The organism is Archangium violaceum, assembly GCF_016859125.1.
GTDB lineage: Bacteria > Myxococcota > Myxococcia > Myxococcales > Myxococcaceae > Archangium > Archangium violaceum_A.
In genome coordinates, this window is record NZ_CP069338.1 from 6,258,605 (window position 1) to 6,283,629 (window position 25,025).

The 25,025-nt window shown below is 68.8% G+C and carries 19 protein-coding genes; 12 read left to right on the plus strand and 7 right to left on the minus strand.

From position 1 onward, the window contains the following. Positions 1-2 precede the first annotated feature (2 nt). Genes JQX13_RS26805 through JQX13_RS26815 form a run of 3 tightly spaced genes read left to right on the plus strand, consistent with a single transcriptional unit; the run spans position 3 to position 2,763 of the window. A complete protein-coding gene (locus JQX13_RS26805; RefSeq protein ID WP_203411745.1) occupies positions 3-1,004 on the plus strand; it encodes a transketolase family protein in 1,002 nt (333 codons plus the stop codon). Further along, positions 1,004-2,122, plus strand: coding sequence for a RuBisCO large subunit C-terminal-like domain-containing protein (locus JQX13_RS26810; RefSeq protein WP_203411746.1), 1,119 nt, complete (start codon positions 1,004-1,006; stop codon positions 2,120-2,122). The genes JQX13_RS26805 and JQX13_RS26810 overlap by 1 nt, the downstream gene beginning before the upstream one ends. Positions 2,123-2,133: 11 nt before the next feature. Beyond that, a complete protein-coding gene (locus JQX13_RS26815; protein ID WP_203411747.1) occupies positions 2,134-2,763 on the plus strand; it encodes a LysE family transporter in 630 nt (209 codons plus the stop codon). A gap of 40 nt (positions 2,764-2,803) precedes the next feature. Here JQX13_RS26815 and JQX13_RS26820 read toward each other — a convergent pair whose 3' ends face one another. Both JQX13_RS26820 and JQX13_RS26825 read right to left on the minus strand, forming a co-directional pair. Then, positions 2,804-5,971 (minus strand): serine/threonine-protein kinase, encoded by a 3,168-nt coding sequence (locus tag JQX13_RS26820; RefSeq protein WP_203411748.1) that lies wholly within the window; start codon positions 5,969-5,971, stop codon positions 2,804-2,806. A gap of 125 nt (positions 5,972-6,096) precedes the next feature. Next, complete coding sequence (locus JQX13_RS26825) at positions 6,097-6,570, minus strand: GNAT family N-acetyltransferase (protein WP_203411749.1); 474 nt, start codon at positions 6,568-6,570, stop codon at positions 6,097-6,099. Positions 6,571-6,697: 127 nt separating this feature from the next. On the opposite strand from JQX13_RS26825, the gene JQX13_RS26830 reads away from it, so the two are divergent. After that, on the plus strand, positions 6,698-7,570 hold the full coding sequence (locus tag JQX13_RS26830; RefSeq protein ID WP_203411750.1) for a WGR domain-containing protein: 873 nt from the start codon (positions 6,698-6,700) through the stop codon (positions 7,568-7,570). Between the two features lie 14 nt (positions 7,571-7,584). On the opposite strand, the gene JQX13_RS26835 is transcribed toward JQX13_RS26830, so the two are convergent. After that, positions 7,585-8,400: a hypothetical protein gene (locus JQX13_RS26835; RefSeq protein WP_239015206.1), complete on the minus strand. Its 816-nt coding sequence runs from the start codon at positions 8,398-8,400 to the stop codon at positions 7,585-7,587. Between the two features lie 218 nt (positions 8,401-8,618). Here JQX13_RS26835 and JQX13_RS26840 point away from each other — a divergent pair, with 218 nt between their 5' ends. From JQX13_RS26840 to JQX13_RS26850, 3 genes are read left to right on the plus strand one after another with little or no spacing between them, the layout of a single operon-like run. Continuing rightward, the gene (locus JQX13_RS26840; RefSeq protein WP_203411751.1) at positions 8,619-10,319 is read left to right on the plus strand and encodes a VWA domain-containing protein; all 1,701 of its coding nucleotides are present in this window, start codon (positions 8,619-8,621) and stop codon (positions 10,317-10,319) included. 33 nt (positions 10,320-10,352) lie between these two features. Next, the gene (locus JQX13_RS26845) at positions 10,353-11,159 is read left to right on the plus strand and encodes a hypothetical protein (protein ID WP_203411752.1); all 807 of its coding nucleotides are present in this window, start codon (positions 10,353-10,355) and stop codon (positions 11,157-11,159) included. Further along, complete coding sequence (locus JQX13_RS26850) at positions 11,156-12,352, plus strand: substrate-binding domain-containing protein (RefSeq protein WP_203411753.1); 1,197 nt, start codon at positions 11,156-11,158, stop codon at positions 12,350-12,352. The genes JQX13_RS26845 and JQX13_RS26850 overlap by 4 nt, the downstream gene beginning before the upstream one ends. Here JQX13_RS26850 and JQX13_RS26855 read toward each other — a convergent pair. After that, on the minus strand, positions 12,326-12,703 hold the full coding sequence (locus JQX13_RS26855; protein WP_203411754.1) for a DUF2809 domain-containing protein: 378 nt from the start codon (positions 12,701-12,703) through the stop codon (positions 12,326-12,328). The genes JQX13_RS26850 and JQX13_RS26855 overlap by 27 nt on opposite strands. 390 nt (positions 12,704-13,093) lie before the next feature. Between JQX13_RS26855 and JQX13_RS26860 the strand changes: the two genes are divergently transcribed. Beyond that, a complete protein-coding gene (locus JQX13_RS26860) occupies positions 13,094-13,498 on the plus strand; it encodes a c-type cytochrome (RefSeq protein WP_203411755.1) in 405 nt (134 codons plus the stop codon). A 31-nt stretch (positions 13,499-13,529) separates the two neighbouring features. Here the strand turns inward: JQX13_RS26860 and JQX13_RS26865 are convergent, their stop codons facing one another. The 3 genes from JQX13_RS26865 to JQX13_RS26875 all read right to left on the minus strand — a co-directional run bounded on the left by JQX13_RS26865 (position 13,530) and on the right by JQX13_RS26875 (position 15,765). Next, complete coding sequence (locus JQX13_RS26865; RefSeq protein ID WP_203411756.1) at positions 13,530-14,411, minus strand: aldo/keto reductase; 882 nt, start codon at positions 14,409-14,411, stop codon at positions 13,530-13,532. Next, positions 14,411-15,223 (minus strand): hypothetical protein, encoded by an 813-nt coding sequence (locus JQX13_RS26870; protein ID WP_203411757.1) that lies wholly within the window; start codon positions 15,221-15,223, stop codon positions 14,411-14,413. Before JQX13_RS26870 ends, JQX13_RS26865 begins: the two co-directional genes overlap by 1 nt. An 89-nt stretch (positions 15,224-15,312) precedes the next feature. After that, on the minus strand, positions 15,313-15,765 hold the full coding sequence (locus tag JQX13_RS26875; RefSeq protein WP_203411758.1) for a Spy/CpxP family protein refolding chaperone: 453 nt from the start codon (positions 15,763-15,765) through the stop codon (positions 15,313-15,315). A 409-nt stretch (positions 15,766-16,174) separates the two neighbouring features. Here JQX13_RS26875 and dnaE point away from each other — a divergent pair, with 409 nt between their 5' ends. The 4 genes from dnaE (at position 16,175) to JQX13_RS26895 (ending at position 25,017) form a co-directional block, all read left to right on the plus strand. Next, positions 16,175-19,747 (plus strand): DNA polymerase III subunit alpha, encoded by a 3,573-nt coding sequence (dnaE, locus tag JQX13_RS26880; RefSeq protein WP_203411759.1) that lies wholly within the window; start codon positions 16,175-16,177, stop codon positions 19,745-19,747. A gap of 66 nt (positions 19,748-19,813) precedes the next feature. Next, entirely contained in the window at positions 19,814-20,641 is an 828-nt protein-coding gene (locus JQX13_RS26885; RefSeq protein ID WP_203411760.1) for a crotonase/enoyl-CoA hydratase family protein, read from the plus strand. 5 nt (positions 20,642-20,646) lie between these two features. Further along, on the plus strand, positions 20,647-21,450 hold the full coding sequence (locus JQX13_RS26890) for an SDR family oxidoreductase (protein WP_203411761.1): 804 nt from the start codon (positions 20,647-20,649) through the stop codon (positions 21,448-21,450). A gap of 138 nt (positions 21,451-21,588) precedes the next feature. Then, entirely contained in the window at positions 21,589-25,017 is a 3,429-nt protein-coding gene (locus JQX13_RS26895) for a lamin tail domain-containing protein (protein ID WP_203411762.1), read from the plus strand. The last annotated feature ends 8 nt before the right edge of the window (positions 25,018-25,025 follow it).

The window sequence follows — 25,025 nt, forward strand, 5'->3', positions numbered from 1 at the left end:
TCATGGAACTCGTCGAGAAGCCCTACGCGAAGGCCTTCATCGCCTACGCCTCGAAGCGCCCGGAAGTGCTCTGCCTGTCCGCCGACCTGACCTCCAGCTGTGAGGTGGACAGGTTCCGCGATCAGTACCCGCGGCAGTTCCTGTCCTGCGGCATGGCCGAGCAGAACATGCTGTCCTTCGCGGCCGGGCTGGCCATGGAGGGGTTCCGCCCCTTCATCCACACGTTCGGCGTGTTCCTCTATCGCCGGCCGTTGGATCAGCTCATCAACTCCATCGCCTATCCCAACCGCAAGGTGCGCCTCATGGGATTCCTGCCCGGCATCACGACGCCGGGCGGTGTCACCCACCAGGCCATCGATGACATCGCCATCCTGCGCGCCGTGCCCAACATGACGCTGCTGGAAACAGGAGATGCCACCGAGGTGGAGACGGTGCTGCCGGTGGCCGATGCCGTCGACGGCCCGGTGTACGTGCGCGTGCTGCGTGGCCAGGTTCCCCGGCTGTTCTCCACCCCGTTCCGCTTCAACGACATCCGCTGCGTGCGCGAGGGGCGGGACGTGCTCATCGTCACCGCCGGCATCACCACCGAGGAGGCGATGCGCGCCACCGCCGCCCTCGAGGCGAAGGGCCTGTCCGTGCGCCACCTGCACGTGGGTACCCTCAAGCCCTTCAACCGCGAGCAGTTCCTGGACCACCTCGCGTCCGTGCGCCTGGGGGTCATCTCCCTGGAGAACCACACCATCGTGGGCGGACTGGGGAGCATCCTCGCGGAGCTCATGGCGGACGCGGGTGTGGGCCGGCCCCTGGTTCGTCTGGGGTTGAAGGACACCTTCGCTCACGGCGCCAGCAAGCCCTACCTCATGACGAAGTACGGCCTGGATGCGATGGCGCTGGTGCGCGCCGCGGAGAAGCTGGCCGGCCAGGCGCTGGGCATCACCCAGGACGAGCTCCTCGCCGTGCGGCTGGAAGCGGTGCACTCGGCGTCCAAGGCGGAGGCGCTGTGATGGGCTCCGAGCGCATCCGGGTCACCTACGGCGTCACCGCTCCGGCGGCGGAGATTCAGGCACGAGCCCTCGCCATCGCGCTCGAGCAGACCGTGGAGTTGCCCGAGCGGCTGGTGCCACGTGGCTTCATCCGCGACGAGGTGGTGGGGCACATCGAGGACATCTCCGAGCGCGCTCCGGGAGTCCACGAGGTCACCCTGAGCTACCTCGTGGAGTCCGCGGGCGGCGAGCTCACCCAGCTCCTCAATCTGCTGTTCGGCAACAGCTCGTTGCAGCCGGGCGTGCGGGTACTGGACGTCCGGTTGCCGGAGTCGTTCCTGCGCCAGTTCCGAGGTCCCCGCTTCGGTATGAAGGGGCTGCGCGACTTCCTGGGCGTGCCCACGGGACCGCTCGTGCAGACGGCCCTCAAGCCCATGGGGCTGTCGCCCGAGGAGCTGGCCGAGATGGCCTATCGGCTCGCGCTCGGTGGCATCGACATCATCAAGGACGACCATGGCCTGGCCAATCAGCCCTGGGCGCCCTTCGAGGCTCGGGTGGCCGCCTGTGCCGCCGCCGTGGAGCGGGCCAACCGCGAGACGGGCCGGCACGCCGTGTACGCGGCCAATGTCACCTCGGACTTCCGTCAGCTCGAGCGCCGGGTGCGTTTCGCGAAGGAGGCGGGTGCCCGGGCCTTGTTGCTCGGCCCCGGCCTGGTGGGCTTCGACACGCTGCGCGCCATCGCCGACGACGACAGCATCGCGCTGCCCCTGCTGTCCCATCCGACCTGGCTGGGCTCGCACGTGGTCAGCCCGAGCGCGGGTCACGCCCACGGAGTCCTGTTCGGTCTGCTGCAGCGTCTGGCTGGCGTCGATGCCAGCATCTATCCCAACTTTGGCGGCCGGTTCGGTTTCTCCCAGGAGGAGTGCCAGCAGATTGCCAGCGCCTGCCTCGCGCCCATGGGCTCGCTGCGGCCCTGTTGCCCCACGCCGGGCGGGGGCATGCGGCTGTCGAACCTCGAGGCGATGAAGTCCTGCTACGGCGACGAGGTGATGTATTTGATGGGCGGCGGCCTGCTCGAGCTCTCCTCGGATCTCACCGAGGCTTCGCGCCAGTTGCTGTCGGCGCTCGGGCGCGCCTGAGTGGTGTCAATGTGAGCACGCTCATCACCTGTCTCGTGGCGTTCGGGTTCGGGTTCATCGGCTCCATTCCGTTGACCGGTCCGATCGCCGTCATGGTGTTGTCCTTGTGCGTGCAGAAGCGCTTCGGCGCGGCCCTCCGTGTCGGCCTGGGAGCCGCGCTGGCCGAGGCGCTCTACGCCGCCGTGGCCTTCTGGGGATTCACGACGTTCCTCGCGAACCGTCCCGCCATCCTCCCCCTCTCACACGCGTTGAGCGCGCTCGTGCTGACCCTGCTCGGGGTGTACTTCATCCGGTGGAAGCCCGTGGACGAGGTGAAGCCCGAGGAGGGCCGCTCCGTCATGGGCTTCCTGCTCGGCTTCTCCATCTCCGCGCTCAATCCCACCCTGCTGGCCACGTGGAGCGCGGCGGTCGCGGCCCTCTATGCGCGGCAGCTCTTCGACTTCTCCGCGGTGCTCGCGCTCCCCTTCGGTGCCGCCGCTGGCGCGGGAGTGGCCTGCTGGGAATTGCTGCTCGTCTGGCTGCTCCGGCGCTACGAGAGCCGCCTCCCTCGCTCCGCGCTGACCTGGGTGGTGCAGGGCATGGGCCTGCTGCTCATCGCGGGGGCTGTCCTCGCTGGGCGGGACCTCGTCCGCGAGCTGTAACGGCACGCGGAGCCAGGGTTCTTCGGCACGGCGCTTCGCCTCACGGAGCTGCTGGCTGCGCCAGGGGGCCGGGCGTGGCCGTCTTCGGATCGTACCGCTTCAGCAGGGACTCCAGCTCGGCCAGTGCCTTGGCATGGAGGATGGGGGCGCGGGAGAAGGTGGTCCGCGCCGAGTGGGCGAGTCTCAGGGCGCGCTCCGGTTGCTGACCGGCGGCCCACAGGGCTCGCGCCATGGCGAACTGCGTGGAGGCCCGGTAGGCCGGACGTACCGGGCGGTTCTCGACGACCCGCAGCACGCGCTCGAGGACGGGGATGGCCTCGGTGGACCGTCCCAGCCGCTGCAACGCCTCGCCCTTGCCCTCCAGGGGCAGCACGCCGACGGGCGAGTCCACTCCCATCGTCTTCTCGAAGAGGGGCTGCTCCTTCTCGAAGATGGCCAGCGCGCGGGCGGCCTGCCCCAGCTCGAGGTAGCTGGCGCCGATGCTCACGCGCATCATCGCCGTGGTGATGTGCGCGGGGCCCAGGTTCTTCTCGCGCAGCTCCAGCGCCTGTTGGCGCAGCCGGAGCGCCTTCTCGTGCTGGCCTCGCACATCGTGCAGATCCGCGAGCCCCACCAGGGCCTTGGTGTACACGTGCTCGTGCTGCTTCGGGTCCTTCTTCGCCAGCTCCACCACCTGCTGGAAGGTCCGCTGCGCCTCGGACAGCCGCTCCAGCGACGTCTGGGCCTCCGCCACGTTCACGAGCGCCTGCATCAGGTACGGGCCCTCCGGGCCCATCAGCTCCCGGAAGCGGCGCACGGCCTCGTTGTAGTGCTCGAGCGCCGCGGCGTCATGACCCTCGGCGGCCTCGAGGTCTCCGTAGGCGATGTGGAAGTGGGCCCATTCCTCCGAGTCGCTCCTGTACGCCTGCTGGCCGATCTCCCGCACCCGGTCCAGCAGGCGGCGCGCCTCGGCGTTGCGCCCCTGGAGGGCGTACATGTTCGCCAGGTTCGTCAGGGGTTGGGTGAGGAACGGGTGGCCGGGCCCGAGGTTGTTCTCGCCCAGCCGGACGAGCGTCTCGAGTGCGCGCAGGGACTCGTCGACACGGTCCAGGTTGTCCAGCGCGGCCAGCGAGTTGCTGGCGTAGCGCAGCGTCGTCGCGTTCGCGGGGCCGAGCGTCTGCTCCGCGAGGGCGAAGGCCCTGTCGAAGGCCTCGTAGGCCTCGGCGAACTTGCCCTGGTGGTAGAGCGCCAGGCCCCGGTTGTTGAAGAAGATGGCGCGCAGCTCGCCGCGCTCTCCGATCCGGTTGAGCGAGGCCTCCGCGAAGTGTTCCCAGCGCTCGGCCTCCTCCTGGGGCCCGCGGTTGCTGTAGTAGCCCATCAGCCGCACGGCGGCCGCCGCCGCGAGGGTGTCGTGCCGGGCGGCATGCGCCAGCCACAGCGCCTGCATCAGCAGCGGAGGGACTCCCTGGCTGTCCCCGGAGATGATCTGCGCCCAGGCCTTCATGAAGAGGGACTCGGCGCGGATGGGCTCGTAGCCGAGCGTCGCCGCCCGCTCATCCACCTCCGAGGCCAGTGCCAGGGCGTCCTTGTACTTGCCGGCCTCGGTGAGCGCCTTGACGCGGGCGAGCTGGGCGCGTGCCACCTCCACGGAGCCCCGCACGAAGATGTCCTCGGGAGGCTTCACCTCGGCCATCAGGGCCTCCACGTCCGCGCAGCCCCGGAGGGAGCGCAGGGAGCTGGTGGCGGAGAGGGCCTTCTCCACCACGGTGGCGTCGGCGTCGGTGAAGACCTCGGTGAGCGCGGCCAGCTCCTGACGGCGGCTCTCCAGGCAGGCCATGCGCAGGGACATGACGGCCTCGGACTGCTCGCCCCGGATGCGCGTGGCCTCGCAGGTGTCCTGGTGCATGTCCGTCCACGCCCGGGTGTACGTGTCGAGCGCTCCGTGCACGCGGGCCCAGGTGTCGCGAGCATAGGACAGGCTGGTGGCGAGGAAGGCCCTCTCGATGGCGTCCTGACGGGTCTTGCCCCAGACCGCCTTCAGGCTCTCCTGGCTGCCGGTGCACAGGTGGGCGCGCCGCTGCCTCCAGGAGGACCAGGCCAGCGCGCCCGAGGCGGTGACGAGGAGGAGCAGGCCCACCGCGGTCAGCCAGCGGCGGCGCACCTGGGCCGGGTTGCGCTCCAGGATGGCCAGCAGCGCGTCCAGCGACGGGTAGCGGGCCTCCGGTGCGGTGTTGAGCGCGCGCAGCAGGGCGCGGTTCACCCAGGGCGGCACCTTGGAGTAGGGCGGCGGGGGCTTGATGCGCCCGGCCAGCACGTTCTCCCGGCGCTCACTGGGAGAGCCGCCCTCGAAGGGACGCTCGCCGTAGAGGGCCTCCCACAGCGACACGGCGAAGGAGAACTGGTCCGTGCGCGCATCCGCGATGGCACCGCGGAACTGCTCGGGCGCCATGTAGGCCGGAGTGCCCAGCACCGCGCCCCGCTGTGTCAGCTCCAGCTCCAGCAGGCTGTGGGGCTTGACCGGACCGGTGTCCGGGGAGGGCGCCCCGTCGTCGGAGCCGAGCTCCGCGGGCGCGTTGTGCGGACGCGCCAGGCCGAAGTCCGTCACCCGGACGCGGCCGTCCTTGCCCACCAGGACGTTGGTGGGCTTGAAGTCGCGGTGCACGAGCCCGGCGGCGTGCGCGGCGGCCAGGCCCCGGCCCGCGGCCAGGAAGGCCGTGAGGATCTCCCTCCAGGTGCGTGGCCGCTCCCGCTGCCACTGCAGCAGCGTCTGCCCCTCCACGAGCTCCATGGCCATGAAGACCTGGGTGCCGTGTTGGTACACGTCGTAGATGGCCACCACGTTGGGGTGGGACAGCCGCGCCATGGCCTGCGCCTCGCGCAGCAGCCGGGCCCGCCCCGACGTCACCTCGGGACCCTCGTCGGAGTCACCGCGCGGCAGCAGCTTCAGCGCCACCTTCCGGTCCAGCACCGAGTCATAGGCGGCGTACACCATGCCCATGCCGCCCTGGCCCAGGGGATCCAACACCACGTACCGGTCCAGCGGCGTTCCCCGGCCGAGCGCGGGTGTCTCATCAGAGCGGGTCTTCGGCTGGGGTCCTGGCGCGTTACCCTCGGGCAGGGCAACCGTGCGGCGCTCGTCTGTCACGACCGTGTGCCGCTCCTCGGCCACGGCCGTGCGGCGCTCGTCGGTCACGACCGTCCGGCGCTCCTTGTCATCGAAAGACCCCATGCAGCCTCGCTGCCCCGCAGGATGTCATGCCCCCGGGGAAGCGAGAATGCTCGTCGCGCAGATTCTGGAATCAAACACGCGACGATGTTTCACGACAGGCCGCCAGGCGGGCGGCCGGGTTCGGCTCACGTGGCCCGAGCGAGCCGCCGCAGCGCGTCCCCGGTGACGCGGAAGACGGTCCAGTCGTTCATCGGCACCGCGCCGAACGATTTGTAGAACTCGATGGAGGGCGTGTTCCAGTCGAGCACGGACCACTCGAAGCGTCCGCAGCCGCGCTCGAGGGCGAGCTTCGCCAGGTGTGACAGCAGCTTCTTGCCGTGCCCGTGGCCCCGGTGCTCGGGCAGCACGAAGAGATCCTCCAGGTAGATGCCCGGCCTGGACAGGAAGGTGGAGTAGTTGTGGAAGAAGAGGGCGAAGCCCACCACCTGTCCGCCGTCCTCGGCGAGGACGACCTCGGCGTAGGGCCGGGCGCCGAAGAGGTGCTGGTGCAGGTCCTCCTCCCGGAGGACGACCTCATGGGAGAGCTTCTCGTACTCGGCCAGGGCCCGGATGAGCCGGGCGATGGCGGGGATATCCGCGGGGGTGGCTGATCGAATCATGCGCGCGAGACTAGCGTCCGGGCCGGGAGCGTGGGGTGTCCCATCCACGCCCCGGGTGGGATCGCCACCGCCGCCCGTAGTAGCGTCCGCCGGACATCCGCACACCCGGTAGGGGAGGGGCCACGTCATGCGCAGGTTCGAGTTCGTCGAGGGCACCAGCGCCAAGTTCTGGATGGCCGACGTCCAGGGCAACACCTTCATCGTGGTGTACGGGCGACTGGGCACCGACGGTCAGCGCAAGGAGAAGGCGTTCCCCGACGAGGCGGGCGCCCGGCGCGAGTATGAGCGCAAGGTGGCGGAGAAGCTGCGCGAGGGCTACCACGAGGTGTCCGCCGAGCCGTCCTCGGCCCCGGCCCCCAAGGGCGCGAAGGGCGCGGCCGCGGCGTCTCCGAAGCTCTCGTTGCCTCCCCGGGTGCGTGGCGGCAAGCCCTCCGCCGAGCAGGTGACGGCGGCCGTGGAGGCCCTCACCCGGCTCGACTCCCTCGTGGGAGGGCGGAGCTGGAAGGTGGCGCAGCGGGCGCGCGAGGCCCGGCGCGCGCTCCGGGCGCTGGGGGGAACGGAGCCCTCCAGCCACGCCGCCCTGGGCCCGGTGTTCACGTCATTGATGGCGAAGGTGGTGGCTCCCCGGGGCGAGCCGCGGCTTCCGCCGTGGGTGGCCATGGAACTGCTGGCCGAGCTGGACGCCTCGGCCTTCCTCCGGACGCTGGAGCAGTGGAAGCGTGCCCCCGCGGGTGCGCCGGCCCAGGCCGCCACCGGCCTGCTGGCCCGTCAGGCCGAGGCGCTGGGCGAGCCCGAACTGGCGCTGCGCATCGGCGCGTTGTTGGAGGCTCGGCCCCGGAGTGGCTCCGGTGAGGGGTGGGAGCGACGCTGGAGCGCGCTGCGTCCACACCTCGAGGGACACCTGGTGGCGGGAGGCAGCTCGCTGCCGGCGTGGCTGCGCTCCCTGGATGCCGGGGGAGACACGCGCCTCGCCGAGCGACTGTCCCGGCTGGGCGCGTGAGGTAGCACGCTCCCTCAGTTCCCGCCCGCGCTCGAGCTGTGGGCGGGAGGCGACGGCTCCGCGATGCCCGTGGGCTGCTTGTCCATCTCCTCCACCGGGTAGCCGTTCGCGGCCTCGATGTAACGCGGCGGCTTCACCTTGCGGCGGTCCCTCGCGCTCAGGCCCTCGGGCGCTACCAGGGTGGGCTCGCCCCCCTGGGTGCCGGACTGGACGATGTGGCCATCACAGAAGAGCCACTCGGTCCGGCCATCGGCGAACTTGCGCGCGTAGTACAGGTCCGTGTTGCCCACCTCGGGCTCCTTCGCGCACCACGTCTGGCGCGCCGTCTTCTCCCGCTGGGGCACCCCCTCCTCCCACTTGCGCTGGGCCTCCCTCAAGGCGGACAGCTGGGCGCCCTCCGTCATCCGCGCCCGCGACTGCTCCAGCAGCTCCGTCCCCTTCTGCGCCAGCTCCGAGAGTGTCTTGGACTTCGCGAAGTCGCACTTGCGCACCGCGCCGAGGTTGGTCTGGTACACGTCCAGCACCTTGCCCAGCGAGCCCTCCGCCTCCTTCAGTGTCTCCAGGGCCCGGCCATGGTCCACCGACTGAGGGTTCTTCACCTGCTCCGTGGAGGACAGGAAGTCCGTCAGCAGCTTGTTCACCGAACCCAGCTCCTTCTCCACGGTGCGGGGTTCCGCATTACAGATGTTGGCCCCGGCCTTCGCATAGTCGCGGTACTCCGCGCGCGACAGCCCCAGGTTGTACTTCACCGGCACCACCTTCGTGGCACACCCACCCAGCGCCAGACCCAGGCCTCCGATCATCCACAGCTTCCGGCTCTTGAAATTCATGGCGGCGGACTCTATCGAACCTATCTGTCCCGGTCGAATACGTGTGACCTCAAATTATTTAATGGGTGAACATGTATTCCTGGTTAAGCGGTTTTTGTTTGTGACGAGCCCGTCACGTGCATGCAAGAAGCAGGTGAGTTGAGTCGCGGACGGTTGAGGGGGAGGCGGCGCTGCGTCACACAGTCGTGGCGAAGGTGCCCGAGGGGAGGACCGTCCGGATGTGGAAGCTGCGGTGGGGAGTGCTCGCGGTGGTGATGTTGCTGGCCGCCTGCAAGGAATCCAACCCGGGGACATCCAGTGCACCGGGTGCCACGCGCAAGCCCCAGGTGGCGGGCGGTGGACGGCCGGTGGTGCTGACGGTGGCCTACGGCAGCGAGAAGAAGAGCTGGTTCGAGGAGCAGGCGCGGGCCTTCGAGCGGAGCGGGGCGAAGACGAAGTCGGGGCGGTCCATCCGGGTGGAGGGCCGGGCGATGGGCTCGGGCGAGGCGGTGCAGGACATCGTCTCCGGCAAGCTCCGGGCGCACGTCTACAGCCCGGCCTCCAGCGCGTACCTGCCGCTGCTCAACAGCGCGTGGATGACGTCCAAGGGGAAGACGACGCCGGTGGTGGGCGAGGGTGAGCCGCTGCTGCTCTCGCCCATCGTCATCGCCATGTGGAAGCCCATGGCGGAGGCGCTGGGCTGGCCGGGCAAGCCCATTGGCTGGGCGGACCTGATGAAGGTGGCGGCGGACAAGCGGGGCTGGGGCGCGTACGGGCACCCCGAGTGGGGCCGCTTCAAGCTGGGCCACACCCACCCGGACTCCTCCAACTCGGGCCTGCTGTCGGTGCTGGCCGAGGCCTACGCGGGCTCGGGCAAGACGCGCGGGCTGACGGTGGCGGACGTGGAGCACAAGAAGACGAAGGCGCTGCTGGCGGAGATCGAGGGCACGGTGGTGCACTACGGCAAGTCCACCGGCTTCTTCTCGGACAAGATGCTGCAGCGCGGCCCGGGCTACCTGTCGGCGGCGGTGCTGTACGAGAACCTGGTCATCGAGTCCTACGGCAAGCAGACGGACGCGCCGTTCCCGCTGGTGTCCATCTACCCGGTGGAGGGCACCTTCTGGTCGGATCATCCGTACGCGGTGCTGGACGCGGACTGGGTGGGCGCCGAGGAGCGCGAGGCGGCGCAGGCCTTCATGGCCTTCCTCAAGGCGCGGCCGGCGCAGGAGCGCGCGCTGGCGCTGGGCTTCCGTCCGGCGGACCCCGCGGTGGCCATCGCGGCGCCGGTGGACGCGGCGCACGGCGCGGATCCCAAGCAGCCGCAGACGCTGCTGGAGGTGCCCGGCGCGGACGTGCTGGAGAAGCTGCTGGCCGTGTGGCGCGAGACGAAGAAGCCCACGGACATCACCTTCGTCTTCGACAAGTCCGGCAGCATGTCGGGCCGCCCGCTGGCCGAGGCCAAGGTGGGGGCGAAGCGCTTCCTGGAGTCGCTGTCGGACCGGGACGAGGTGACGCTCGTCCTCTTCGACAACAACGTGTACCCGCCCCTGGGCCCCATGACGCTCGGCAAGGGCCGCGCGGAGCTGCTCGGCCGCGTCGACAACATCATCGCCGAGGGGGGCACGGCCCTCTATTCGGCCACCCAGACCGCCTACAAGCTCGCCCGGGAGCGGGCGCAGAAGGAGCCGGGGAAGATCCACGCCGTGGTGGTGATGACGGACGGCAAGGACGAGCACAGCACCATCACGCTGGGGGACCTGGAGCAGGGCCTGAACGCCTCGAGCGAGGAGAACCCGGTGCGCATCTTCACCATCGCCTACGGCAATGGCGCCGAGGGCAAGGTGCTCGAGCGCATCGCCGAGGCGGCGAAGGGCTCCAGCGCGAAGGGCGGCGTGGAGGACATCGTCCAGGTGTACCGGGACATGGCGTCCTTCTTCTGAGGCGCGGGATGACGGGACAGGGGAGGAGCGGACATGGCCGAGCGGGGTGAGTCGACGTTGGTGGGCTACCTTCCGAAGGTGCTGGCGCGCTCGGCGGGGAGCACGCTCAACCTGGTGGTGGCGGGCACGTCGGCGCTGCTCGCGGCGGCCCTGCGCTCCTGGGCCGTGGCCGCGCTGGGCGCGGTGGCCTACGTCGCGCTGGTGGCCTGGGACGTGGTGTCGCCCGGCTTCTGGAAGGAGACCCTCTCCGGCCGCTCCGAGGAGGAGCGCAAGCTGCCCGCCCCGGGCCGGCTGGAGGATCAGCGGGTGCGCGACTCGGTGCGGGCCATCCATCAGGCGCGCGAGGAGCTGTCGCGCACGCTGGCGGACGCACCGCGCGGAGTGCTGTCGCACCTGGAGCTGGCCCTGTCGTCGCTGAGCGAGCTGGAGGGGCGCGCGGTTCGGCTGGTGCGGCGAGGCGAGGAGCTCTCCCGCTACCTGCGCACGGTGGACATGGGCGCGGTGCGCGAGCAGCTGCGCCTGTTGGAAGAGCAGACCCGGGCGGCGCGGGACGCGGAGGCCCGGGAGCAGTACCAGAGCGCGCACAGGGCTCGCGAGGAGCACCTGGCGGCGCTGCTGGACATCCACGCGGCGCACGAGCGGGTGTTGGCCAACCTCTCGCGCATCGCGGCCACCTTCCAGGGACTCCCCGCCAAGGTGATGCGCCTGCGCGCTCTGGACGCACAGGCCACGGACAGCATGTACGGGGACCTCAACCAGGAGCTCGGCCGCATGAATGGTGAGATCCAGGCCTTCGAGGACACCCTGCAATCGCTCAAGGAGGTTCGAGTCTCATCATGAAGCCCAAGGTCTTCATCATCCTGGGGTTCCTCGTCGCGGTCGGCGCGGTGCTCTTCATCACGTCCTCGAACGGGGACAAGGCGCGGCAGCAGGGCGGGACGGAGACCGCTCCCTCACAGACCCGGACCTCCGGGCCGGTGACGGAGATCTCCTTCCTCTACAGCACGGAGAAGAAGGAGTGGGTGGAGGCCGCGGTGGCGGGCTTCCAGCAGGAGAACCCGTCCATCCGCGTGAAGCTGGTGGGCAAGGGCTCGCTGGAGTCGGCCCAGGCCATGTTGGATGGCAAGGAGAAGCCCACGGTGTGGAGCCCGGCCGACAGCGCCGTGCTGCGCATGCTGGAGTCGGACTGGTCGACGGACCCGCAGCGTGGGCAGCTCTTCGCCACCAGCGGTGACGACGCGCCGCAGCCGCTGGTGATCACGCCGCTGGTGTTCGTGGTGTGGGAGGACCGGGCGGAGGTGCTGCAGAAGATCTCCGGCGGCGTGGTGTCGTGGAAGGCCATCCACAAGGCGGTGGCGAGCGATCAGGGCTGGCCGGCCATTGGAGGAAGGTCGGAGTGGGGCTTCGTGAAGCTGGGCCATACGGACCCCACGCGCTCCAACTCGGGCCTGCAGGCGATGCTGCTGGCCACGCTGGAGTTCTACGGCAAGCGCTCGGGCCTGACGGTGGGAGACCTGCTCAAGCCCGAGTACCAGACGTGGGTGAAGGAGCTGGAGAAGGGCGTCACCCGCTTCGAGACCTCCACGGGCACCTTCATGACGGACATGGTGCGCTTCGGCCCGTCGAAGTACGACGTGGCGGTCGTCTACGAGAACCTGGCGATTTCCCAGCTCGCCAACGCACAGGGCCGATGGGGCAATCTGAAGGTGTACTACCCGGCGCTCACCCTGTGGAGCGACCACCCGGCGGCGCTGGTGCAGGCCGACTGGGTGACGCCGGAGCAGAAGGACGCGGCGCGCAAATTCCTCACGTATCTACGCAGCCGCCCGGTGCAGGAGCGCGCGCTGGCGTTCGGCTTCCGGCCGGCGGATCCCTCGGTGCCGCTCAAGACGCAGGACGCGGCCAACCCCTTCACGCGGCTCGCGCCACAGGGCATCCAGGTGGACGTGCCGCCCGTGGCCGAGGTGCCCGAGGGGCCGGTGGTCCGCAATCTGCTGACGATGTGGTCACGCGTGGTGGGCACCGCGCGCTGAGGCACGCGACAACCCGGCGTCGAGCGCCACCCCGAGCGCCACGCCCACCGCGTAGCAGAAGAGATCCGACACGAGGAATCCACGGCCCAGCACCAGGGCGACGAGGGGGTGGGCCCGGAGTGCATCGAGCCAGGGAGGGTGGAAGAGCTGGCTGAGCTCGATGAGCACGGAGAAGCCCAGGGCGCCCGCCGCGGCGCGCCGCACGGAGAGCCGGGGCCAGAGCAGGAGGATTCCCAGGTAGACGAGGGTGGCCCAGAGCGTGTCGCCCGCGTAGTCGGTGATGAAGTGTGGCAGCACGTGTCGGGCCACCGCGGAACGCGAGCCCAATCCCAGCGCGAGGGTGAGGAGCACGCACGGCACCAGGAGCGCGCGGGGGCGGGACGGGGCGCTGTGCGGAGACTGGCTCTGCATGCGCCGCAGTGAAGCCGCCGCGGCGGCCATCACGCAACCCGTGATGCGTGTGCCCTGCTCTCTCCGTCGTGGACGGAGACAGTGCGGGTGAAGTTGGAGACGGCCTCCTGCCAGCCTGGCTTCCAGTAGCGGAGCTACTCCACGACCCTCCAGGCCCCTGGTGGGCTTGCATGGCGGGGGCTTGGACGCTACCACCGGATACAATGGTCACGAAGGGTCGGGAGGCTCAGCGCGCGGGGGCCGCGGGGCCGGGGTATTCCGCATCCGAGGTGTTCGCGACGGTCTCTTCCCGATCCGCCAGGGCGCGACGCACGGAGCAGTGAGGAACGCATGAGTATGAAGTGGATGGGACTGGTGCTGTCGGTCGCGGTGACGGGCTCGGCTGTCGGGGCCGAGCCGCCGAAGGCCACACCGGCGATGATCGAGAAGGGCAAGACCGCGTACACCACCTACTGCCTGTCCTGTCACGGAGAGAAGGGTGAGGGCAACGGTCCGGCGGGCATGTATCTGATGCCCAAGCCGCGCAACTTCCTGACCGAGCCCTTCAAGAAGGGCAACAAGCCGGAGGACATCTTCCAGACGCTCACCACCGGCATTCCGGGGAGCACGATGATGCCCTTCTTGAACATGCCCGAGGAGGACCGCTGGGCGGTCAGCCACTACGTCATCGAGCTCCAGAAGCAGGGCAAGCCGGCGGACGCGAAGGGCAAGAAGAAGGCAGCGCCGAAGAAGTAGACGCAGTCCCGGAGGCGGGCTCATCGCCGCGTCAGATGAGCCCGTCCCAGCCCTGCTCGTTGCGGCGGAACGCGTCGCGGATGCGGTCCACCAGGGCGTCGGGCAGCGGGCCCTTCTCCAGGGCGCGCAGGTTGCTCTGGAGGTTCTCCGTGCGCGTGGTGCCCACGATGCAGCTGGCCACGCCCGGCACGAAGGCGGCGAAGCGCAGGGCCAGCTCGCTCCAGTCCAGGCCCTCGGTGTCCAGCGCCAGGGCGCGCATCCGCTCCCAGTACGTGGCGATGTCCGGGGCACCGGGGCGCTCGGCGAAGCGCCAGGGCGCGTTGCCCAGGGGCCGCTTGGCGATGACGCCGATGCCCTTCTCCCTCGCGACGGGCAGACCCCAGTCGATGACCTTCTGGTCGAAGACGTTGACGGACGTCTGCACGGAGCCGAAGGCCCCCGAGTGCAACGCCCACCTCAGGGGCGCGTTGTCCCCCGAGTACGCGGCCACGCGCACCTTGCCCTGCTCCACGGCGCGCCGGAGCGCGTCCACCACGCCCGGGCGCTCCAGCACGTCCACCGGACACGAGTGGAAGTGCACCAGGTCGATGACGTCGGTGCGCAGCCGGCCCAGGGCCAGGTCGATGCCCTGGGTGATGCAGGGGCCCGTCCAGTCCTCCACGCCGGGCACGCCGTAGCCGCACTTGGTGGAGAGGACGAACTCGTGCCGCCGCCCTTGCAGGTAGCGGCCGATGCGCTCCTCGGACAGCCCATAGCTGGGCGCCGTGTCGAGCAGGTTGATGCCCGCGTCCAGCACCCCGTGGAGCAGGGCCTCGGCGCTGGCCTCGGACAGCTCTGGACTTCCCACCGGCCCCGCTCCGAATCCCAGGACGGACACTTGAAGGCCGGTGTTGCCCAGAGGTCTGCGAATCATCACGTGCTCCCGCTTCCACGCGCGGCCAGGTCGATGAAGCCGCGAATCCAGATGAGGTTGATGGCGTGGCTGGCTTCTAGCGGAGTTCGCGTGGTGGTCTCCAGTGCCGTGGCGTAGGGCACCCCGCAGCGCAGGAAGTAGTCGGTGACGCTCCCATCGTTGTACTCGATGAGGCCGTCCGTGTCGGTGCGGTTGACGTCGTCCACCTTCTCCTCTCGCATGATGCGGGCATAGGCCGACGCGGCCTCCATGAGCGGCCGGTAGGCGCTCTTGTCCCCGAAGGTATAGGCGTAGGTGGCGGAGCCCGGCAGGTAGTTGTCCTGGTGGATGTCGAGCGCCGCGTCGGGAGCGGGGTAGCGCACGATGTCCGAGCGCACCGCGCGCGTCTCCTTGGGGCCTCCCTCGTAGAGCGCCCAGCGGAGGAAGGGCTCGCCGTGGTTGAGCTCGCCCTTCCACTCCCCGGGCGCGGTCTCGTAGCGCAGGAAGTCGTTGTTGGGTTTCTCGCCGCTGCGGTTGTAGCGGGTGCCGTCCTCGAAGCCCGAGGGGTTGATGCAGGGGTACACGCGCAGGCCCACGCGACGTTCACGGGCGTACGTGACGATGTCCTCGAAGTACTGGCACAACGTGAGCGGACCGGCGGGCTCCTCGCCGTGGAAGCCCGAGGTGATCACCAACCAACGCTCCCCGGGCACGGTGAGCCGGAAGAGCGGGTACTCGACACCTCCCTCGACGACTCGGGCGTACTCGTTCACCTCGGCGATGTCGGCGTAGGCGCGGATGCGGCGGGCGTACTCTTGGTAGTTGTGTGGCACCCCTCCAGGGTATCCACGGGAGAGGTGGGCCGGGGACGGAATTGGACCCCGGTCCATCCACGATGTGTGCTTCCGCGTGCACTCGGCTATTAGTGAGCGTTCATGTGCTCACGAACCCCGGCCGTCACCTGCTGGCGCTGCTCGGGGGTGAGGATGCGGTGGGCCTGCAGGGCGGCGTCGGCCACCTTGTGGGCGAAGGCCCGGAATGCGTCCACGCGCGCGTCCACCAGGGCGTGCACGGCGTTGCTGTCCGGGTTGGGGGACTCCCACTGACTCATCATCTGGGCCCGCGCGTCCTTCTGCTGCTCGAAGAGGCGCTTGCCGTCCTCGAAGAGCGAGTCCTTCAGCCCGTGGATGGCCTGCTTCTGGGCGTCGGTGGCCTTCAGGTCCTCCAGCTTGTCGTCCAGCTTCCAGGTGATCATCTGCTTCACGCGCTCGGGGTCGCGCGGGCCACCGCCGAAGTGTCCGCCGCGGAAACCCGACAGGAGGACGAAGGCGAGGACGGCGGAGCCGGCGAGGAGGATCTTGTTCTTCGTGGTCATGGCGTATGCTCCCAGGGGCCTTCCCGGCCCCGCGTTCTGCTCGTGGACGCCGTCAATCGGCGACGGTGTACAGAATGCGAGAGGCCCGTTGAGGGGGCTTTGTGGCGGGGTAAAGAAGTGTGAAGGCCACGCGGCGGGCTCCGGCCGGTGGGCTCCGGCCGCCTGGAGACCCCGGCCGCTCGCCCGCCCGGCGACCTGGCGGGAGAGGGCCCCACGCGGCCATCCCAGGTGGCAGGGCCTGTGCCCCATTCCCGACCTGATGGCTCCTTCACGGCCCGTGGAGGCCGTGGCACAAGGCGCCGGGGCCGACTTTCTGGCCCCGGACACGCCGTCCGGCCGGAAACTGGCGAGCGGCGTCTCGCTGAACAAATGTGATGCTGTAGACCCCCTTCCTGACTACCTTCCAGCCATGTCTTTTACCCATCTCCACCTGCACTCCCTGTACTCGCTCCTCGACGGCGCGATCCGGATGAAGGACCTCATCAAGACGGTGAAGGAGAAGGGGATGACGAGCGTGGCCGTGACCGATCACGGCAACATGTTCGCCACCATCGACTTCTACAAGAAGGCCAAGGACGCGGGCATCAAGCCGATCATCGGCATGGAGACCTACGTCGCCGGTCCCAAGGGCCGCAAGGATCGCACCGAGAAGGTGGGCCACCACCTCATCCTGCTGGCCAAGAACAAGGAGGGGTACGACAACCTCAAGTACCTCTCGTCCATGGCCTACCGTGAGGGCTTCTACTACCACCCGCGCATCGACAAGGAGCTCCTGAAGGACCACAGCAAGGGGCTCTTCGCGCTCACCGCCTGCCTGGGTGGCGAGGTGACGGGCGCGGCCTTCCGCGGGGACATGGACCACGCCCGCAAGGCGGCGCTCGAGTACAAGAACATCTTCGAGCCCGAGCACTTCTTCCTCGAGGTGCAGTCCAACGGGATGCCCGAGCAGGAGAAGGCCAACGAGAACCTCAAGCAGCTCAGCCGGGACCTGGCCATCCCGCTGTGCGCCACCGCGGACGCGCACTACATCAAGCGCGAGGACGCGCGCGCCCACGAGCTCCTCATGTGCATCGCCAGCGGCAAGACGCTCGCCGACGGCAAGCGCATGAAGCACTCCACGGACAAGCTCTACGTCACCAGTCCCCAGGAGATGCTGGAGTACTTCAAGGACACGCCCGAGGCCGTCCACAACACCCAGCGCATCGTCGAGCAGATCAACCTGGAGCTGAAGCTGGGCAAGCCCATGCTGCCCACCTTCCAGGTGCCCGACAGCCACACGCCGGACAGCTTCATGGCGGAGCTGGCGCGCAAGAACCTGGAGGAGCGCTTCAAGGAGATCGACCTGGCGCGCTTCCGCGCCGGCCAGCCGCCCGTGGACCGCGAGCCCTACAAGGCCCGTCTGGAGCTGGAGATCGGCGTCATCCAGAAGATGGGGTTCAGCGGCTACTTCCTCATCGTCCAGGACTTCATCAACTGGGCCAAGCAGAACGGGATTCCGGTGGGACCGGGCCGTGGCTCGGGCGCCGGTTCGCTCGTGGCCTACTGCCTGCGCATCACCGACCTGGATCCGCTCCCGTACAACCTCCTCTTCGAGCGCTTCCTCAACCCCGAGCGCGTGTCGATGCCCGACTTCGACGTCGACTTCTGCCAGGACCGGCGCGACGAGGTCATCAAGTACGTGGGCCGCAAGTACGGGGAGAACAACGTCGGGCAGATCATCACCTTCGGCTCGCTCAAGGCCAAGAGCGTGCTGCGCGACGTGTGCCGCGTCTTCGCGCTGCCCTTCAGTGAGGGGGACCGCATCGCCAAGCTGGTGCCCGAGGTGCTCGGCATCACGCTCAAGGACGCCATCGAGCAGGAGCCGCGCCTCAAGGAGATGATGGAGAAGCCCACCGCCATCGGGCAGGTGGAGGGCAAGGACGTCACCACCAAGGACGTGCTGGAGATCGCGCTCGCGCTGGAGGGCCTGCACCGCCAGCCCGGCATGCACGCGGCCGGCGTCGTCATCGCCGACAAGCCGCTGTGGGAGTTCGTGCCCACCTACCAGCCTCCGGGCCAGGACACCCTCATCACCCAGTTCGCCAAGGACGAGGTGGAGGCGGCGGGCCTGGTGAAGTTCGACTTCCTCGGCCTCAAGACGCTCACCGTCATCCAGAACGCGCTCAACCTCATCAACCGCAACCCACCGGACGGCAAGCCCATCCAGCGCGAGGACATCCCGCTGGATGACCCGGAGGTGTGGAAGCTGATGGCGGACGGCGACACCGCCGGCGTCTTCCAGATGGAGTCCAGCGGCTTCACCGAAATGGTGATGAAGCTCAAGCCGTCCTGCTTCGAAGACGTCATCGCCGCCGGCGCGCTCTACCGCCCGGGTCCGCTCGACTCGGGCATGGTGGACGTCTTCATCAACCGCAAGCACGGCCGCGAGCCGGTGGTGTACCCGCACCCCCTGCTGGAGCCCGTCCTCAAGGACACCTACGGCGTCATCGTCTACCAGGAACAGGTGATGCAGATCTCCCAGGTGCTGGGAGGCTACACCCTGGGCCGCGCGGACCTGCTGCGCCGCGCCATGGGCAAGAAGAAGGCCGAGGTCATGCAGGCCGAGCGGGCCGGCTTCCTCGAGGGGTGCAAGAACAACAACGTCGACCTGAAGGTGGCCGGCGAGATCTTCGACCTCATGGAGAAGTTCGCCGAGTACGGCTTCAACAAGAGCCACTCGGCGGCCTACGGCCTCGTCACGCTCCACACGGCCTGGCTCAAGGCGCACTACCGCGTGGAGTTCATGGCGGCCCTTCTCACGAGCGAGAAGGAAAACACCGACAAGGTGGTGCTGCACATCGGCGAGGCCCGGCAGTCGGGCGTGCAGGTGCTGCCGCCGGACGTGAACCAGTCGGACATGGCCTTCGGCGCGGTGGAGGGGAAGATCCGCTTCGGCCTGGGCGCCATCAAGGGCGTGGGCGAGGGGGCCATCGAGGCCATCGTCGAGGCGCGCAAGGAGGGCCCCTTCAAGAGCCTGTTCGACTTCTGCGAGCGCGTGGACTCGCGGAAGGTGAACCGCAAGGTGTTGGAGCAATTGGTGAAGGCGGGCGCCTTCGACTTCGAGAATCGCCCGCGGCGGCAGCTCTTCGAGAGCATCGAGCGCGCGATGAGCCGCGGCTCCAGCAGCCAGAAGGACAAGGCCGCGGGGCAGAGTTCGCTCTTCGGGATGCTGGGCGGTGGTTCCTCGGGCGGCGGCGGCGGGATGAAGGACGACTACGTCCAGGTGGAGGAGTGGTCGGAGAAGGAGCGCCTGGCGCTGGAGAAGGAGGCCATCGGCTTCTACGTGTCGGGCCACCCGCTGTACCAGTACGACAAGGAGCTCAAGCGCTACGCGCGGCCCATCACCGCGGTGCAGCGCGCGCGCAAGGACGAGAAGCTCACCATCGCGGGCATCGTCGCGGCGCTGCGCGAGCGGCCCACCAAGACGGGCAAGCGCATGGCGTGGGTGACGCTGGAGGACCTGTCCGGCTCCATCGAGCTGGTGTGCTTCCCGGGCAAGGACGGCACGCGCAACGTGATGGGCAAGGACGGCAAGTGGACGAAGCAGGGGCCCAAGCCCGGCTTCGAGCACTGGGAGCCGCTGCTCAAGAGCGATGATCCCATCCTCGTGACGGGCACGGTGCAGCTCAACCAGCGCGACGAGGACACGCCGGTGGCGGAGCTCATCGTCGAGGACATCCAGAGCCTCAAGGCCGTGCGGGAGAAGCGCACCAAGCGGCTGGAGCTGCGGCTGCCGGTGGACCTCGCGACGGAGGAGCGCATGGCGAAGCTGGCGGAGATCGCGAAGCAGTACGCGGGCGCGACTCCGGTGGCCGTGAGCCTGCTGTTCGCCAACGAGGCGGAGGCGCTCATCGGCAACACCTCCATCAAGGTGCAGGTGAGCGACGAGCTCATCCAATCCGTGGAGCGGCTCTTCGGCATGAAGGTGGTCGAATTCGGCTGAGCGCGGGCGTGGACGCTGCCCGGGCGTTCTGCTCAAGTGGCCCTCCTCCACGAGGGAGGGCCTTGAATGACGGCGGCATATCAGTCACTGCGCATCGAACAGGCGGACGGCATCGCCGAGGTGGTGCTCACCGGTCCCGGCAAGGGCAACGCGCTCGGGCCGGACTTCTGGCGCGAGATGCCCGAGGCGCTCCGGAAGCTCGACGCGGATGACTCGGTGCGCGTCGTCCTCCTGCGCGGCGACGGCTCCCACTTCACCTACGGCCTCGACTTGATGGCCATGATGGAGACGCTCGGGCCGCTGCTCACGGGCGAGGGCAACCTCGCGCTCGAGCGCACGAAGCTGCTCCAACTCATCGACACCATGCAGGCCTCCACCGAGGGGCTCGCCCGCTGCCGCAAGCCGGTGCTGGCGGCGGTGCACGGCTGGTGCATCGGTGGCGGTATCGATCTCATCGCCGCGTGCGACTTCCGCTACTGCTCGCGCGAGGCGAAGTTCTCCCTGCGCGAGGTACGCGTGGGCATCACCGCGGACCTCGGCGCGCTGCAGCGGCTGCCGCGCATCATCGGCGAGGGGCACACGCGCGAGCTCGCCTATACCGGTGGCGACATCGACGCGGACCGCGCCCTCCAGATGGGACTGGTGAACCAGGTCTTCGCCACCCCCGAGGAGTTGCTGGCCGCGGCGCGCGCCACCGCACGGAAGATCGCCGACAACCCTCCGCTCGTGGTGCAGGGGGCCAAGCAGGTAATGGAGTATTGCGCGGACAAGTCCGTGGCGGACGGCCTGCGCTACGTGGCGGTGTGGAACTCCGCCTTCCTTCAGTCACATGACCTCGCCGAGGCCTTCGCGGCATACGCCGAGCGGCGGCCTCCGCGCTTCCAGGGGAGATGAGTCACATGGCACAGGGTGTATTTCGAGATGATCTGCTGGCGGGCAAGGTGGCCTTCATCACCGGCGGCAGCAGTGGCATCAACCTCGGTATCGCCGAGGCCTTCGTGAAGGCGGGCGCCAAGGTCGTCATCAACGGCCGCAACGTGGAGAAGCTGGAGGCGGCCGTGAAGGGCCTCCAGGCGCATGGCACCGCCATGGGCGTGCCCGCGGACGTGCGCAACTACGAGTCCGTGGAGAAGGCCATCCAATCGGCGCGTGATGCCTATGGGGAGCTCGACATCCTCGTGTGCGGCGCGGCGGGCAACTTCCCCGCTCCCGCCCTGGGCATGTCCTCCAATGGATTCAAGTCCGTGCTGGAGATCGACGTGCTCGGCACCTTCAACGCCTGCCGCGCCGCCTTCGAGCACCTGCGCAAGCCGGGCGCCAGCGTGCTCAACATCTCCGCGCCCCAGGCCTACCTGCCCATGGCCATGCAGGCCCACGTCTGCGCCGCCAAGGCTGGTGTGGACATGATTACCCGCACCCTCGCCATCGAGTGGGGTGGGGTGGGCGTGCGCGTCAACTCCATCACCCCCGGCCCCATCGACGACACCGAGGGCATGCGCCGGCTCGCCCCGGGCGACGACACCCGCCAGAAGCTCACCCGGGCCCTGCCCCTGCAACGCTTCGGTACGAAGCAGGACATCTCGCAACTCGCGCTTTTCCTGGCGTCGGATGCGGCCTCATACATCACCGGCTCCATCATGGTGTGTGACGGTGGCCAGTCGCTGCTCGGCTCCGGCCTGATGCTCCAGGCCATGGGCATGTGACGCCCTTGCGGCAACAGGGTGACGGGCTCGTCTCCTGGCACTGAGTTTTTTCAGGGACATGGTGTCTGATAGAAGTCACTCCGTACCCGCCGAGCGTCCCGCTAGCGGGTGCTGTCCTTCCTCAGCCTGGAGATGTCCATGAGTCATGGCCCCCCCACGTTCGCGCGACTGGTCGCGTGGAGCGTGTTGTTGCTCGGTCTGTCCGTCGGGTGCGGATCGAGTTGTGGTGGAGATCCCACTCCGCCGGTCACGCGTGAGATGCCGGATGCGGACCGCTCGTCCGTGGAAGTGAGCAGGGCACAAGGGGTCCAGGCCAACGGCGAGGACTCCGTCGATATCAAGGTGACGGTGCGCAAGGAGGACGGCACGCCGCTGCCGGGCCGCACGTTGAAGGTGACGGTCTCCGGTACGGGCAACACGCTGACCCAGCCCTCGGGCTCCACCAATGACCAGGGCGTGGCGATCGCGACGCTGCGCTCCACCGTCGCGGAGACGAAGACGGTGACGGTGTCGGTGGAAGCCGAGGGCGGCCCGGTGACGCTGTCGTCCCGGCCCACCATCGAGTTCGTCGGGTCCGTCGTCTCGCCGGCCTCCAGGCTGGCCTTCTCCTCGGCGCCGTCGTCCGGCACGGCCGGCACGGCGCTGGGCGTGTTCTCGGTCGCCATCCAGAACGCGGACGGCGAGACGGTGACGAGTGCCAGCAACACCGTGACGGTAGCGCTCGGCTCCGGTCCGGCGTCGGCCACCCTGAAGGGGACGGTGACGGTGACGGCGGTGAATGGCGTGGCGAGCTTCTCCGATCTGGTGCTCGAGAAGGCCGGACAGGGCTACACGCTGGTGGCGAGCGCCGACGGGCTGGCGGGTGCGACGAGCCCGTCCTTCGACGTGGCTCCCGCGGCCGCCGCCACCCTGTCACTGACTGCCCCGGTGGGGCCCGTGGTGGTGGGCAGCCCGGTGAGTCTCGAGGTCTCCGCGCGGGATGCCTTCGGGAACGATGCGGCCGGCTACTTCGGCACCGTGCACTTCTCGTCGGATGACGCCTCGGCCACGTTGCCGGCGGACTACACGTTCACCGCGGCCGATCTCGGCCGCCACACCTTCGACGTCACGCTGAACCAGGCGGGCAGCCGCGTGGTGACGGTGAAGGACACGGCGGATGCGGCCCTCTCCGCCTCGGTGGAGCTCTCCGTGGTGCCGGGTGGGGCCACGCAGCTCTTCTTCTCCAAGCAGCCTGGCGACAGCCGCGTCCGCGCGCTCTTCGGCGTGCAGGTGGTGCTGAGAGACGCCGCCGGAAACGTGGTGCCCGTGGGTGAGCCCGCGGTGACGCTCTCCGTCGACAAGGGCGGGACGTTGGAGGGGGGAGTCTCCGTGTTGCCGGTGGACGGCGTGGCCACCTTCTCGGGCCTGTCCATCGCCCAGGAGAACTCGGGCTACGTGCTGACGGCCTCGGCCCCCGGGTTCGCTCCCGTTTCCAGCGAGCCCTTCACCCTCGTGGACGACGTCGCGCCGGGCGCCGTGACGCTCTCCGTGCTGGGCAAGACGAGCATCCAGGTGGAGCTGGGCTGGACCGCCGTGGGTGATGACGACCTGCTCGGGACCGCCTCCCTCTACGACCTGCGCTACTCGACGAGCCCCATCGATGCCGCGTCGTTCGACTCCGCCGTGCCGGTGGACGTGGGTTCGCCCCAGGCGCCGGGAACGGCCGAGTCGGTCACCGTCATCGATCTCAGCCCCAACACCCTCTACTACTTCGCGCTGAGGGTGCATGACAGCGCCAACAACACGCGCTTCGCCACCGTGAGCACGAGCACGAATGTGGACCCGTGCGCCGGCTTCGTCTGCCCGCCGCGCGCGCCCACGTGTGCGGAAGATGGCGTCTCGCTGATCTCCTTCCAGCAGAGCTGCGTCGACGTGGACAACACCGCCACCTGCGAGGAGTCGCAGACGACCACTGTCTGCACGGGCACCGACGCCGTGTGCTTCGACGCGGCTTGCGACACGGCGGCGAAGCCCACGGCCAATCAGCTGAGCATCTCCGAGGTCATGCACTCGCCGTCGACCGGTACCTCCGAGTACTTCGAGCTGACCAACAACACCAACGATCTGCTCAACCTCAATGGCCTGCTGATCACCTACAAGAGCGGCTCTGGCGCCACGACCACCTTCCCGGTGGGCTCTGGCAGCACCCCGGTGGTGATCGACCGCAAGGGCACCTTCGTCCTGGCGCAGAACAAGGACATCGCCACCAACGGCGGGGTCTCCGCCAACTATCAGTACGACGGCTCCATCGCCCTGGAGGGCTCGGGGCAGTTCAAGATCGCCAACGGGGCCACGTCGGTGGAGGAGTTCACGTACTCGCCGCTCTTCTGGCAGACGGAGGGCAGGGCGATGAGCCTCTCCTCGCTCGTGGTGGGGACCCGGGCCAACGGCAATCCCTGGTACTGGTGTGACGCGGACGTGCAGCTTTCGGGTGGGGACTACGGCACGCCCAATGCCGCCAACTCCGCGTGCGGCATGACGGTCACCCCGCCCGTGGATTGGTGCAACATCCAGAGCCCGAAGACGCTCCCGGATACCATCGCCGGCACGTCGACGGAGATCTACAGCCAGTTCTACGAGCCGAGCGTGACCGATCGCAACACGGCCGGCAATGACGGCTACCCGCACGTGTTCGCCGAGCTGGGCTACGGCTCGGGCATGAGCTCCGCGGAGACCTGGACCTGGGCACCGATCTCGTTCAACGGAGGCTACGCGCCCCCGGTCAGCAACAACGACGAAATGATGGGCCTGCTGAGCATCCCCACCCCTGGCTCGTACCGCTACGGCTTCCGGTACTTCTTCAAGGACCCGTTCACCGGGGAGTCCTCGCCCTACGTGTACTGCGATCAGAACGGCATCGCGGATCCGGCCACCGGCGTCTTCGGCACCGTGACGATCATCGATCCTCCGGTGACCGTGGCCAACCACGTGGTCATCAGCGAGTTCGCCTCGAAGAACCTCACTTCGGATGGGTCCCTCGCCCACGATGACGAGTTCATCGAGCTCTACAACCCGACCAATGCCGAAGTGGACATTTCCGGTTGGAAGCTCCAGTACAAGTCGGCTTCCACTACGTCGACCTTCAGCACCCTGGTTACGCTTCTCTCGGGTGCATCCATTCCGGCGAAGGGCTACTTCCTGTTTGCGTACAAGAATAGCTCGACGGGACTCGGGTATACCGGTTCGGTGGCACCGGACGCGACGTACACCGCGCAGACGTCTCACTCCGGAGCGACGCTGCAACTCGTCAACTCGCTAGGGAGCACGATCGACCGGCTGGCCTGGGGTACTGCTTCGACGGCGGGTCTGCAGCCCGAGGGGAGCCCCGCGCCGCTCATCGACAACGCCATCGCGGGCGCCAGCCTCGAGCGCAAGGCGGTCAGTTCTTCCACCTCCGATTCCATGGGGCCCGGTGGCAGCGATGCCAACCGTGGAAACGGCTACGACAGCGATGACAACGCGACGGATTTCGTGATTCGCGCGGCGCGCAATCCGCAGAACGCCTCGAGCCCCGCCGAGTCGCCGTAATCACTCGA